General features: G+C 35.1%; 11 protein-coding genes, 2 pseudogenes and 1 riboswitch. Of the genes and pseudogenes, 11 read left to right on the top strand and 2 right to left on the bottom strand.

The window, feature by feature from the left end; translation table 11 throughout:
- Positions 1-152 precede the first annotated feature (152 nt).
- On the top strand, positions 153-1,205 hold the full coding sequence (locus MHH59_RS16620) for a pyruvate kinase (RefSeq protein WP_063217599.1): 1,053 nt from the start codon (positions 153-155) through the stop codon (positions 1,203-1,205).
- Positions 1,206-1,568: 363 nt separating this feature from the next.
- The gene (locus MHH59_RS16615) at positions 1,569-1,850 is read left to right on the top strand and encodes a DUF1292 domain-containing protein (protein WP_002013967.1); all 282 of its coding nucleotides are present in this window, start codon (positions 1,569-1,571) and stop codon (positions 1,848-1,850) included.
- Positions 1,851-2,008: 158 nt separating this feature from the next.
- Here the strand turns inward: MHH59_RS16615 and MHH59_RS16610 are convergent, their stop codons facing one another.
- Positions 2,009-3,304 carry a histidine--tRNA ligase gene (locus MHH59_RS16610; RefSeq protein ID WP_078179075.1) on the bottom strand — a complete coding sequence of 432 codons (1,296 nt, stop codon included), beginning with the start codon at positions 3,302-3,304 and terminating at the stop codon, positions 2,009-2,011.
- Positions 3,305-3,645: 341 nt separating this feature from the next.
- Between MHH59_RS16610 and ybaK the strand changes: the two genes are divergently transcribed.
- From ybaK to MHH59_RS16580, 6 genes and pseudogenes are all read left to right on the top strand, one after another.
- Positions 3,646-4,122, top strand: a complete 477-nt coding sequence (ybaK, locus tag MHH59_RS16605) for a Cys-tRNA(Pro) deacylase (RefSeq protein WP_002142510.1) — start codon at positions 3,646-3,648, stop codon at positions 4,120-4,122.
- A gap of 506 nt (positions 4,123-4,628) precedes the next feature.
- Complete coding sequence (locus MHH59_RS16600) at positions 4,629-4,811, top strand: hypothetical protein (protein ID WP_000875167.1); 183 nt, start codon at positions 4,629-4,631, stop codon at positions 4,809-4,811.
- A gap of 25 nt (positions 4,812-4,836) precedes the next feature.
- Entirely contained in the window at positions 4,837-5,346 is a 510-nt protein-coding gene (locus MHH59_RS16595; RefSeq protein ID WP_016127309.1) for a DUF6141 family protein, read from the top strand.
- Between the two features lie 112 nt (positions 5,347-5,458).
- Positions 5,459-5,725 (top strand): annotated as a pseudogene (locus MHH59_RS16590) (hypothetical protein); the annotation flags it as partial.
- 189 nt (positions 5,726-5,914) lie between these two features.
- A riboswitch (purine riboswitch) is annotated at positions 5,915-6,018 on the top strand.
- A 175-nt stretch (positions 6,019-6,193) separates the two neighbouring features.
- Complete coding sequence (locus MHH59_RS16585) at positions 6,194-7,072, top strand: 5'-methylthioadenosine/S-adenosylhomocysteine nucleosidase (protein ID WP_002128267.1); 879 nt, start codon at positions 6,194-6,196, stop codon at positions 7,070-7,072.
- A gap of 474 nt (positions 7,073-7,546) precedes the next feature.
- Positions 7,547-8,374: an endonuclease I family protein gene (locus tag MHH59_RS16580; RefSeq protein WP_002033283.1), complete on the top strand. Its 828-nt coding sequence runs from the start codon at positions 7,547-7,549 to the stop codon at positions 8,372-8,374.
- Positions 8,375-8,516: 142 nt separating this feature from the next.
- Here the strand turns inward: MHH59_RS16580 and MHH59_RS16575 are convergent.
- Positions 8,517-9,948: pseudogene (locus tag MHH59_RS16575) on the bottom strand (YfcC family protein).
- Between the two features lie 198 nt (positions 9,949-10,146).
- On the opposite strand from MHH59_RS16575, the gene rraA reads away from it, so the two are divergent.
- From rraA to MHH59_RS16560, 3 genes are all read left to right on the top strand, one after another.
- On the top strand, positions 10,147-10,632 hold the full coding sequence (gene rraA, locus MHH59_RS16570) for a ribonuclease E activity regulator RraA (protein ID WP_016127304.1): 486 nt from the start codon (positions 10,147-10,149) through the stop codon (positions 10,630-10,632).
- A 393-nt stretch (positions 10,633-11,025) separates the two neighbouring features.
- Positions 11,026-12,702 carry a DUF4430 domain-containing protein gene (locus MHH59_RS16565; protein WP_215550597.1) on the top strand — a complete coding sequence of 559 codons (1,677 nt, stop codon included), beginning with the start codon at positions 11,026-11,028 and terminating at the stop codon, positions 12,700-12,702.
- Between the two features lie 123 nt (positions 12,703-12,825).
- On the top strand, positions 12,826-13,638 hold the full coding sequence (locus MHH59_RS16560; RefSeq protein ID WP_340851841.1) for a DUF4430 domain-containing protein: 813 nt from the start codon (positions 12,826-12,828) through the stop codon (positions 13,636-13,638).
- Position 13,639 lies beyond the last annotated feature (1 nt).

The raw sequence follows: 13,639 nt of genomic DNA, 5'->3' as shown, positions 1-13,639 counted from the left end.
TGTTGGGCACAAAAAGTTAAATTAAAGCTATTTCTTCAGCAAAATATTCTCTTCATATAAAACCTCTTTGCACCCTTAGTTACACGGTCTTTCCTATAAAAAGAATCTTCTCTTTATTTTATGGGAAACATTTAAAAAAGGATGGTGGGGACATGACAATTGATCGAGTTTGTACAATTGGGCCAGCGAGTAATAATGAAGAAACGTTAGCGCAGTTAATAAACAATGGTATGAAAATTGTTCGGTTAAATTTATCACATGGTACGCATGAAAGTCATAAAGACATCATTCGTTTAGTAAAATCGTTAGACGATTCTATTAAAATTCTAGGGGATGTACAAGGTCCTAAAATAAGATTGGGTGAAATGAAAGAGGAACAAATTACACTTGAAGCAGGGGAGTTATTTACTTTACATACCAATCCAGTTCAAGGGAATAAAGAAGGAGCAAGTGTTGATTATGTAGGGATCGCGAATGACGTGAAAGTGGGAAGTAGAATTCTTATTAATGATGGAGAAGTTGAGTTAATCGTTGAAAAGATAAGTTCGGAAAAAATAGAAACAAGAATAAAAACAGGTGGCAATATTTCCTCTCATAAAGGGGTGAACTTACCAGGTACAATTGTTAGTTTGCCAGCTATTACGGAGAAAGATAAAAAAGATATTCAATTTCTTCTAGAAGAGGAAGTTGATTTTATTGCGTGTTCTTTCGTTCGAAAACCTAGTCATATAAAGGAAATACGAAGTTTTATACATGAACATAAAGAAACTTCCCCAAATTTAATTGCAAAAATAGAAACGATGGAAGCAATCGAGAATTTTCAAGACATATGCAAAGAAGCGGATGGCATTATGATCGCAAGGGGAGATTTAGGTGTGGAATTGCCGTATCAATTTATTCCACTGTTACAAAAAATGATGATTCGTGAGTGCAATCGAACGAATACATATGTCATTACAGCGACACAAATGCTTCAATCTATGGTAGATCATTCTATTCCTACAAGAGCTGAGGTGACAGATGTATTTCAAGCTGTATTGGACGGGACGAATGCTGTTATGCTTTCTGCTGAAAGTGCGTCAGGAGATCATCCAATCGAAAGTGTGAAAACGTTACGTCTCGTTTCTGAATTCGCTGAGCATGTAAAAAAAGACGGTCCTTTTGCGATGAAAGATGTATTGGAATTGCTGCATAAGTCTCTTTAGTTTATATAGAAGGATTTATCTCTCATCCTAAAAACGTACGGAAAGGAATCAGGATAGGAGGTGCTATTTTAGTATTTACTTACAGATTGAAAGGTGGCATTCCAGCTGCCTATATGAAAGAACCATTATGGAACATGGAGGTCTTTCGGAAATCTAAAGAAGGATTTTAAATTAATTAATCCAATTATCTCATTTAAAATATGTTCATTCCTATTCATAAATGATATCCTTATAATTGAATACTTTTGCTGAATCAGCAAGAATTTGTTGTTCTTTCTGTATGAATTCAACTTTTTTATGGAAAGATATGTTAGTAAGTGTGCAATTTGAACGTTTTATTTTTTAGAGTATGATAGGAGGAGAATGAATATGGAAGCAATTGAAGTAGGCGAAATTTTTAGTCTTACCGATGAGAATAATGAAGAACAGGAAGTTGAAGTGCTTGGAGCGATGGATGTCGAAGGTGCAGAATACATTGCGGTTGCCTTTGTAGAAGACATTCAAACAGAAACTGAGGAAGACATTGATATCTTCTTTTTAAAAGTAGAAGAAGATAATGAATTCTCATACATAGAGAATGACGAGGAATTTGAAAAAGTATCTGCGGCGTTCGAGAAGATTATGGACGAGCAAGAACAAGAATAATAATAAAAAGAGTTAGAAAAAAGAGGGAGATGCATATCTGCCCTCTTTTTTTTATATGGTTGAAAATTATATTTATAGAAATCAATAATTATATTATGTAAACTGAATGACTCTTTATTTATGCACTAGAAAAACCACCCGAATGAGGGTGGCGCTTATTATATATAGTTATTAAATGTGTTATTTTCCAAGGAAGAGAGGGGAATCTTCACTTCAGTACCTTCCTTCATATTACGCAATACAACTGTTTCTGTAGATAGTTCCTCTTCACCAATTATTAGCACATACGGGATATTTTCTTTATTTGCATAATTAAGGGCACGTTTCAATTTACGTCCGGCTAGTTCAAGTTCGACTTTTAAAGAAGTAGTAGAGCGCAATTGCTGGGCAATTTGTAAGCATTGTAATTCTGTCCCGAGTGGGATGATAAATAAATCCGCTGTAGATGATATGGTTTCTTTCTGTGATAGTGCTGTATAAATAACGTCTAAACCGAATGAAATACCGACTGTTGGATAGTTCATATTATCACCACGGAATGCTCCGATAATATTATCGTATCGACCACCGCTACCGATGCTAGATGTAATCGTGCCATCTTTTAGAAAGATTTCATACACAGTGCCTGTATACATTGTGAGTCCTCTTGCTAAAAACGGATTGAATATCGTATTTTCATTTATTCCGAGAGCGAGTAAGTATTGCTGTAGTTGTTGTAGTTCCTCTACTCCATCGGCGACAAGTGTATTATTGAAAGTGTCTTTAAAGTCGGCTATAGGGAGCTTTAGGCAAGATAAAACAGTATTACATATTGTATCGGACATTTCTACAGTAATCCCGCGCTCCAATACATCTTTTCGTACACCATCAATCCCAATCTTTTCGATTTTATCCAATGATAAAATTACGTCACTCGTTAGTTCAGTAGGGATGTTAATAGACTGGAGAATACCGTTTAACAATTTTCGGTTATTATATTGGATCGTTACTTCTAAGTTTAACGTTCGGAACAGCTCAAACGCCATGCTCATGAGTTCAGCTTCCGCCATGACGGATTCTACACCGACTATATCAACGTCACATTGAATGAACTCACGGAATCTTCCTTGTTTAATTGGCCCATCTCGAAATACTTTCCCAATTTCATAGCGTTTAAAGGGTAGGCGGATGTTCGGATTCATCGCCACGACTTTTGCGAATGGAATTGTTAAATCATAACGTAAGGCAAGATCGCGTTTTCCTTGATCCTTAAGTGTATATATTTCTTTTAAAATTTCATCGCCACCACCGTACTTGTAAGACATAAGCTCATACATATTTAACGTTGGTGTCTCTAAAGGTTTACAGCCATAACGTTCAAACGTATCTTCACAAGCTCTTTTAATTTTATTTCGTAGTACTTGTTCCTCTGGTAAATAGTCTTTTGTCCCTTTTACATTTTTCATTTCCACCATAATCACTCCTCTTTTAAATTAAAAAAAGCTATGCGGGTATAAAAATACCCACATAGCTTTATGAACGCTTCGTGGGTCAACAGGAAAAGCCCTGTACCCACGAAGAAAAATTTTTCTTCGGATACACGGCGTTACGTATGATGATGAAGTTGGAAAGACGTATTAAAAGTTCGCATTAAAATCTCTCCTTAACATAAGTTTTTCCAAATTATATCAGATGAATTTGGAAATATCAATATTTTCAGTTTTGAAGAATACGTGAAGTTATGTAGGAGAAATTGAAAAGAGTGTATAATAAAAGAAAATTTAATAATATGAAATAACTTTTTAAGGAGAACACTATGAAAAAAGATAAAACAAATGCGATGCGAATATTAGATAAAGAAAAAATTGAATATTCGATGATGTCATATGATCCGGACGATGGGAAAATTGATGGCGTATCAGTTGCTGGGAAAATTGGTAGAGAAGTGAGAGAAGTATATAAAACACTTGTCGCTCAAGGGAATAGTAAGGATTATCATGTGTTCATTATCCCAGTAGATGAGGAACTAAATTTAAAAGCAGCCGCAAAGGCGGTCGGTGAAAAGAAGATAGAAATGATTCCTGTTAAAGATATTACGAAAGTTTCAGGGTATATTCGCGGTGGTTGTTCACCAGTAGGAATGAAGAAGTTATTTTCTACATGTATTGATGCGAGTGCTCAATCGCTTGAAACGATCATTGTAAGCGGCGGGAAAATTGGCGTACAAATTGAGCTTAAAGTTGATGACTTGGCGAAAGTGACGAGAGCGCAGTTTGGTGAAATAACGAAATAAGTATACATAGGAAAAGAAGTTCTAATTTTATTAAATTTAGATAAAGATTTATAGGATAATTAGTCCATTATGAGGGCGGATTATCCTTTTTTATTCACATAATGAATGAAATAAAAAAAGATTGAATTTTTAGTTTAATCAGTATAATATGAATGTGTAATTTTAATCATTTGTTTGGCTAATCCAGTAACAAATAAGAACCCTAAAACCGTGCCGATATAGTAGTGTATAAATATATATAGATTCATAGAACTGAAAAAGAAGGTTCCTTCGTGAGAGTAGGGTTCTCCTTTTTTCTTGCTACTGATAATAGGACGTTATGTTAACCGAATATGTATACAATATTCAACCGAAAACAAACAACATATCACCTCTCTCAAATGGTAAAATAGGGAAAAAGGATATTCTAAACAATACCTTTAGAAACCACTATTTATCACATAGGAGTTACCGAAAAAAAGAGATGAAAAAGAAAAGAAAAAAAGTAAAGTAAAGGGGGGCCATAAGTGAAATATATTAATGGATTGTACATATCACTTATATTGATGATGTTCATTAATTTACTTAATATTACAATGTTTGATAATAAATACTCAGGGATAACAATGTATATCTCTTCCGTTATATTCACAATTGGAAGCGCATTTTTCATAAATGCAAAACGGCTTAAAATTAGTGAGAAAAAATAAAACATTTAGGATGTGACAATCATTAATGAAACAACAAGAACAAGTTATCTTTCGTGAAGTTCAGCGATCCCCAATTTGGGTATGGATACTCATATTAGGGATCGCCATACTGATGTGGTATGGATTCATTCAACAAATTATTCTTGATACCCCGTTTGGAGATAAACCAGCTCCTAATGGTGTATTAATTGTTTTGTGGTTGTTTTTCGGAATTGCCTTTCCTATATTAATGCTTGGAGTATTGAAACTGATTATTGAGGTCCGTGAAAAAGGTCTTTATGTTCGTTTTGTTCCTTTTCATTTTCAATATAAGCAGTACCTTTTCAAAAATATACATCATTATGAATGCATTACTTACAGTCCACTAAAACGATTTGGGGGATGGGGAATTCGTTTTAACCTTAAGAATGAAAAAGCCTATAACATGAATGGAAATAAAGGTATAGAGTTAAAGTTGAAATATAACACAGTGGTAATCGGCACTCAAAAACCAGACGAATTAAAAAAAGCACTGGACTCAGTACAAAAAGTATAATAAAAATTAATCTTCAACAAACGGACGCAATTCAAAAAATTGTACTAGGTATACCTACTTTAAAAACAACTTAAATTTACTTCCGATATCGAAAATTATGTAAATAAGCTGTTCACTGGATCCTAATATGACTTTAAAAGTAGACTATGCTGCTGCACAAGTATATTGTATGCAAGGAAGTTTTGAAGGAGAGTTCAAAGCTTTAGAGTTTAAAAAGAATTATGAAGAAGGCGAGGGAAAGCCACTTCATCCAAATTTGGAAGAAATGATTGAGAGTTGGATAGATACGCATTTTATCTCGGAATATACGGAGAGCAAGATTCCCAGCTCAATAGTGGGCGAAAATGAGGAAGTTGAAAGAGAGAGTAATGGTCTGTAAAAGATCGTTTTTTTTGTAGGTTAATACTAGTTTGGTATATGGATTGTAAGTTTTTTTTGGTGATTATCCATTGGGGAATGAAAATAACCAACCGTTTAATATACAAAAACGAACGTTTTTAACGTTTTTATAAATAATGTTCACTTTTTTATTGCGTGCACACTAATAGTTTGTTATATTACCAATATAATAATTTTAAATAACATCACTCGTATATACTCGGTAATATGGTCCGAGCGTTTCTACCTAGTTCCCGATGAAAGAACTGGACTATGGGTTAAAGTATTCGGTCATTCGGTGTATTGAGCCGCTACCGTTCTATAATTTAGCAATGGTCTTATCTTTTGCTTAATTAACTTTGACTACCGTAGTTCTAGAAAGTAGAGATTTTTCTACAATTTCTAGAGCTTTTTTCTTTGGACCAAAACATCGAGTATAGAAAACAACAAGAGAAAGAGGAGATTATTTATGAAGAAGAATACGTTGAAAAAATGTGCTGCCCTAGTAACTACTGTTGCATTGTCATTCTCAATACTTGCGGGATGTAATGCGGGTCCAAAACAAGTTGAGGCAAAAAGTAATCAAAAACCAATCTTAATTCAAGGTCCAATGCCAATAGAAGCTGAAAAATTTGCAAAAAGGTTAAAAAATGTGAAAGAAGAAAAATCTGGAACTTTTACCTTTTATAAAGGAACTGTAGACAATTATCCTGTAATCGTTGCGAAAACAGGTAAAGGAATGGAAAATACAGCAGCCGCTACAGCAGTGGCTATTGAAAAATATAAGCCTATAGCGATTATTAACCAAGGAACATCAGGTGGACATGATCCTAATTTAAACGTATTTGATATTGTTTTAGGAAAACAAGTCGCGAATATAGGGTCATTAAAAACAACAAATATGGATGAGAACCAAGGGATTGAACCGGCAAAATGGATATCTATGGACTTAATGGCTTCTGAAGGAAGTGCAGGAGAAGATCCAAATGCTGAGAAAATCCGATACTATGAGGGAGATAAGGATTTACTTGCAGCAGCTAATGCAGTGAAAGATAAATATACAAAAGGTAAAGTGGTGGAAGGTACTATAGGTTCAGCAGACGTTTGGAATAATGAAGTTGATAGAATTAAATGGTTCCATACAAAATACGGTACATCTGTAGAAGAAATGGAAGGTGCAGCAGCAGCGCAAATCGCAAAAGCTTATGACGTACCATTCTTAGGGATTCGCGTATTATCTAACAATAAAACAAACGGCGGAAAATACAACCCAAATACCGCAGCGGCAAATCAAGAATATGTATATGAAGTAGTTAAAAAGTATATAGATTCGATACCAAATAAATAGTAGTAGTTCTGTCTCAATATAAAAATGTTATCATTACTGCACAATGTGTCGTGAACTCAGAATTACCAAAGTTTCTTTAATTAAAATAGATTGGTGCCTTACATGGTATCCAATCTATTTTTGTACTTATTCTACAGAGGAAGAAGGGTTTTACACAAAAAATAAAGACAGTTATAGAAAAAAGAAAAGTCGAACGATTTATCAAATATGCATAATTGCATAAAAAAATTGAAATTTATAAGTTAACATTAAACTACTTTTTAATTGTAAAGAATATTTTAATAATCTTTACTAGAGAAGGATATTCCTTGTGAAAAGTAGATAAACAAAAAGTGTGGAAATAATACAGACTCAATAGAGTTTTGTATTAAATAAAAAGAAAAGGATGGGTATGGCTTTCTAAAAGTTTTTGGGGGCTAGAAAGCATTTTTTAGTTAATAGCTTCAAATTATATTTTAAAGGGGAAATGGGTATATGAAGTTTAGAAATACAAGGCTTGCTATGGTTACACTATCTTCATTTTTTATTTTAGGTACTGCATCTCTATCATTCACAGATATCATACACGGTGAAGTAGCTTCTGCATCACCACAAGAGATTATTGTAAAAAGCTATGACGATACATATTATAATAATGCAATAGGAAAAATGGGTTTAGAATTAAAGAAGGAACTTCATAATATTATTGATGATCATACAAAGTTATCATACAGTGCGGTTTGGGAAGCACTAAGAGATACTGATGAAGATCCAAATAATAAAAACAATGTGCTACTCTTATATACTGGGCGTTCGCAAGGGAAACTTACGAATGGTTCAGGAGTTGATAATTGGAACCGAGAGCATGTTTGGGCAAAATCTCACGGTGATTTTGGAACGACTGCAGGAGCTGGAACAGATTTGCATCATTTAAGAGCGACGGATGTATCTGTAAATAGCTCACGTGGAAATCTGGATTTTGATAATGGTGGTGTGAATCATTCAGAAGCGACAGAATGTAAGTACGATAGTGATTCTTGGGAACCTCGTGATAGTGTAAAAGGAGATATCGCTAGAATGCTATTTTACATGGCTGTTCGTTATGAAGGAGACAACGGCGAAATAGACTTAGAATTAAATGAAAAGGTGAATAACAATAAAGATCCATACATGGGTAAACTATCCGTTTTACTAAAATGGAATGAACAAGACCCTGTCGATGATTTAGAGCGAAAGCGTAATGAAGTGATTTTTACGAAATATCAACATAATCGTAATCCTTTTATTGATCATCCAGAATGGGTAAATAAAATTTGGAATTAAAATATTTAAAGGTATTTTGCTTTGAGAGAAGGGATTGATCACTATGATCAATCCCTGTTTATATCTATACTAGAATAAGTGATTTTTATAGGATTGGAGAATAGAATAGATATTTTATTAAGTTAAGTATAATAGGATTCTTTTAATACGGTCCCCACTCAATATTCACGCCAACAATAAGAAAAATAAGTCCAATGATAAACCAAATGAATGCAAGTGGAGCCATGAAGCGAATCCATTTTCCATAAGAAATGCCGCTCGCTGCGAGAACGCCCATTAAAACACCGGAAGTTGGATTGAGGCAGTTCACTACACCTTCTCCAAGCATAACAGCCTGTACTGTAACTTGGCGTGTAATATGCATGAAATCGGCTAATGGAGCTAATATCGGAATGAAAATAACAGATTCTCCTGTCCCGGATGAAATGAGGAAATGTAATGCGGCACTACTTACATACATGCCGAGAACGCCAAATACAGGGCTATGTCCTTCGAGAGACTGTGCGAGTTGATTAACGATTGTATCAAGTAATTTGCCTTGTTCTAAAATGACTGAAATACAACGAGCCATTCCGACGATCAAAGCACCGTATATGAGATTTTGGCAGCCTGCTAGAAAAGTAGAAGCGATATCGTTTGCTTTCATACCACCTATTATTCCCGCTGTAATTGCTATGAATATAAAAGTAGCGGTCATTTCTGCGTCCGTCCAATGTAGACGAAAAGCGCCTATTAAAAATGCAATTAATGATAAAGCTGAAACGAGTAAAATTAATTTATGACGTATTGTCCAAGGAACTTCTGTTTTCTCTGTTTCTTTCTCACTTGAAAGAGCATTACTTGGAAACCAGTTATCTCCGAGTATGCTTCCTTTATTCGATTTTTTTAAGCGTTTTACATACCAATTAATATACAAAATGGTAGCAATTAAAAAAGAGATATAAATTGCCGTACGTAAACCAATTCCTGAAAACATCGGGAGTTCTGCGATTTTTTGTGAAATGCCTAAAGGTGAGGGAGATAAAATAGTAGCATTAAAACCAGCATAAGTGCCTAAATAAATAATTGCTACGCCGACGATAGCGTCCCATTTTAATGTGCGTGCAACGATGATGCCGATGGGGATAAAGCCGATAACTGAGTTCACGATAATACCAGTCGTTCCGAGAATAGAAAAGAGTGCGGCGACAATACAAATGAAAAGTAATTGCTGATTCCGAAATTTGTTAATTACATGATAGATTAAACCGTCAAGAGCACCTGTTTTTTCAAGAATTGCAATGGCTCCACCTGTAAATAAAATTAAGAAGATGATAGGAGCAGCAAGTGTCATTCCTTTTTCAATAGCGGTAAAAAAAAGAAACAAACCCTACCGGCGATTGTGGAACAGAATGATAACTTCCTGGTATTGTCGTTGTAACAGTACCGTTTGTGACTCTTTTAAATTCTCCAGCAGGAACGAAATATGTAGCTATTGCACAAAGTAAAGCAATAAAAAATAGTAGTACGTACGCGTCAGGCATTTTAAACTTTCGTTTACTAGGCTGTTTTTTTGCCTCGGTCTGTAATTGCATAAAACCCCTCCTTTTTCACTTGGTTAATTTTTAATATTCTGAAATTTATCTGTGAAATAGATTATAATAAAGGTGGCTTCTTAAGGCAATAGTTTTTCTGTCCTTTTCTTACACATACAAATTGTTGCAACATTAGACAGGGAAACGAAAAAAATCCAAGAATATGTAATATAAAAGGAAAAGAAAAGAGGGAAAGAGATGTGGAAAACTACGGATCTATGTGATGAATTTGAAAAGGAATTACAAATATGTCGCCAGTCTTTTCAATCTTATGGGAAGAAAGAACAATTCTATGGAAAAATCGCAACGGTAAAAGTGAAGGATGATAATGTACTAGTAAAAGAGGGGTTACAAACACTGCCAGAAGGAACAGTATTAGTTGTTGATAGCGGAGGTTCTAAAAATTGCGCGTTACTCGGTGATAATTTAGCAGCTATTGCGGAAGAAAGAAACTTAGCAGGAATTATTGTAAATGGATATGTTCGTGATTCTAGTGAATTAAAAAATATTAATATTGGTATTTTAGCGTTAGGGACGATGCCAAATAGAAGTGTAAAAGAAGGAAAAGGAGAGCGAAATATTCCGGTGCAATTTGGTGAAGTTGAATGGAAACCGAATGAATATGTTTATGTAGATGAAGATGGAATTATTGTTAGTGATAAAAGCTTACATAGTGAGGGATGACTTCTAATAATGGAAGGCTATTAAGCTATTATTCTTAGAAAATAAATCCGATAAAGCATGGACAAAATTCTTTGTCAATAGTAAAATAATACAGAAAATCAAAATTAGTAGAATGTATAGATTTATCGTATTTACGATAAAGTGAAATTTTAATCAGTGGGGATTTTGTTCATCCCACTGATTAAAATTTCACCAATCGGGCATTTACGGGCAGTTGATCCCTACCTAACTTCTTTGCTTTCGTTGAATTTGAGGTGGGGGTCTTACTGCTCGTTAATGCGGGTAGGAGGTGTTGTACATTTTTGTTCGACACTTACAAAAAGAGAGTGTCAACCGCATACCCTTAAAGGGTCTTTTTTTGTGTGAATGTTAGTAAAGGGAGGGAATTTTGGGATGGCAATGTTAAAGAAATGGCTGCTTACATCATTAATGGCAGTGGCACTTGTATTTGTTTCTTTTGCGAATACAGTACATATTACGTTTGCTGAAGGAAAGACAGCGAAACTTGCAATTATTGGTGAATCACAAAAAGGAATTATGTTATGTCCGAAAGAAGTTTCCATTGAAGATGGAGAAACAGCTTTTAGTTTGCTACAAAAAGTTATGGGTGACAAAGTAACATCTGAAAGTATGTCATTTGGAACGTATATAAAGGGCATCGATGGATTAATGGCCGGAGCAACGAGCGGTTGGTTGTATGATGTAAATGATAAATCTGCAGAAGTTGGGGCGGATAGTTATAAATTAGAGTCTGGGGATGTTGTTGCATTTCGTTACGTTGCAGACTGGAGTAATATGAGTCAACAAACGTTGCAACAAACGTTAGATAAATTTGGCACTTGTAAAACTGTAGAAGAGCCAAAACCAGAGGAACCGAAAACAGAAAAACCAGATGGTAAACCAGAAGATAAAGTAACAGAACAACCAAAGCAAGAGAAAGTCGAAATTCCAGCAGCACAATTAAACGAAGCGATTTCTAAAACGTCAGAAAAGATGTTACAAGATGGAATTGGTAGTGATTGGGTTGCGATTGGACTTGCTCGTTCAGGTGTAAATGTTCCGCTTGAAACGAAAATAAACTATGTTAAGCCAGTAGCTGAAAAGGTTAAGAAGCGTTTAAATCGTTTTTCAGCAACAGATTTAGCTAGAACGATTATTATGATGAATGCAATGAATGTTGATCCTACAAAGGTAGAGGGACAAAATTTAGTACAAAATTTATTTGAATCAGATAAAGTGAATTCTGTTACAGGATACGCATTTACATTACTTGCATTAGATACAAAGAAATATGAGATTCCGGCCGAAGCAAAATGGAATCGAGCTGCTTTAGTACAAGCACTTTTACAAGCGCAGCATACAGACGGTGGCTGGACATATGATAGTTCAAGTAGTAAAGAAAGTGTTAGTAACGTTGATGTAACAAGTATGGTATTAGCAGCATTAGCTCCTTATCAAGATCAAGCAGATGTAAAGCCAGCTATTCAAAAAGCTGTTGATTATTTATACAAGCAGCAGCTAGGTAATGGTGGTTTTGCCGCTGATGGACAAGAGAATTCTAATAGTACTGCACAAGCAATTATTGGACTATCGCTAGTTAAAGATGTAGATCACGATCGTCTTAATAAAGCAGTACAAAATTTAATGTCATACCAGCTTCAAAATGGTGAGTTCAAATGGTTACCAAGTGATCAAAAAGGTAGCGGAATGGCTACAGAGCAAGCATTTTTAGCGTTACTTCAGTTTAAAGATCTTGGGAAATCGATTTATGATTGGTCAAATGTAGTAGAGAATGAAATTGATACGAAACCAATTGTAGAGCCAGAGATAACTGTAGAAGAAAAAGAAGTTGTAGAACAGCCGAAACAACAAGAAGAGTTACAAGAACAACCAAAAGATGAAAATCTAAAAGTTGTTGTAGATAACGAACGAGTTAATAAAGAAACAAACAAGAATAAGAATCAATTACCACAAACAGGAGCATCTTCTCATAGTGCAGCAACAGAAGTGGGTATGGGTGTATTATGTATCGCTTCTGCATATGTATTATGGAGACGTAAAGCAGCTTAACAAAAATTAGGAGCAATCATTTGCTCCTAATTTTATTATAAAAGTGAGGGCTAATAATGAGTGGGGATGAACAAAATCTCCACTCATTAAAGTTTCACTTTAATATGAAAGGTGAGGGGCAGCATGAGTAAGATGAAATGGTTCATTTCTTTAGTTCTTTCATTGGGATTATTAGCCGGATGTGAAGAAACGGCTGTAAAACCTGAGAAGAAGGCAGAACCGAAGCAAGAAGAGCAAAAAGAAGTAGCGAAACCGGAAGAGAAGCAAGCTGAACCGGAACCGGAACAGAAACAACAAGAAGAGCAGAAAGATAAACAAGAACAAAAAGTAGAAGAGAAACCGAAAGAAGAAAAAGCGCAGGAACAACCCGAAGTAAAGAAAGAAGAGAAACCAAAGGAACAGCCTGCTGCAAATAAACAACCAGAGCAACAAAAAGTACAAGAAGAGAAACCCCAGCAGCCGAAAGCGCCAGAAGTAAAAGAAGAAGCAAAGGTTGTTAATCAGCCAAAAGAAACACCAAAACAGGAGCAAAAGAAAAATCCAGAAGAGAGCAATAATCTACCAGCTCCGCCAACACCGGTACCACCACAAAACCCAGTACCACCACCAGTACCACCAGTACCACCAGTACCTAAAGCGAAACAAGTAACAATCTCAGTAAAAGGAAATGAAGGGTACTTATTAGGTGCGAAAAAGGTTGATGTTCAAGAAGGCGATACAGTTTACAGTGTGCTAAAGAGTACAGGATTAGAGATTGATGCAATGGGCTCTAAAGGTGATATTTATGTAAAAGGTATTAATGATTTATACGAGAAAGATATTACTGCTACTAGTGGCTGGAAATATCGTGTGAACGGTGCTTTTCCAAACTATAGTGCTGGTGTAGTTAAAGTAAAACCAGGCGATACAATCGAGTGGGTGTTTGTATTAAAATAGG

The organism is Bacillus sp. FSL E2-0195, from assembly GCF_038003645.1.
GTDB lineage: Bacteria > Bacillota > Bacilli > Bacillales > Bacillaceae_G > Bacillus_A > Bacillus_A mycoides.
Note: the sequence above shows the minus strand (reverse complement) of the source record. Positions and strands in the feature narration are given on the sequence as shown.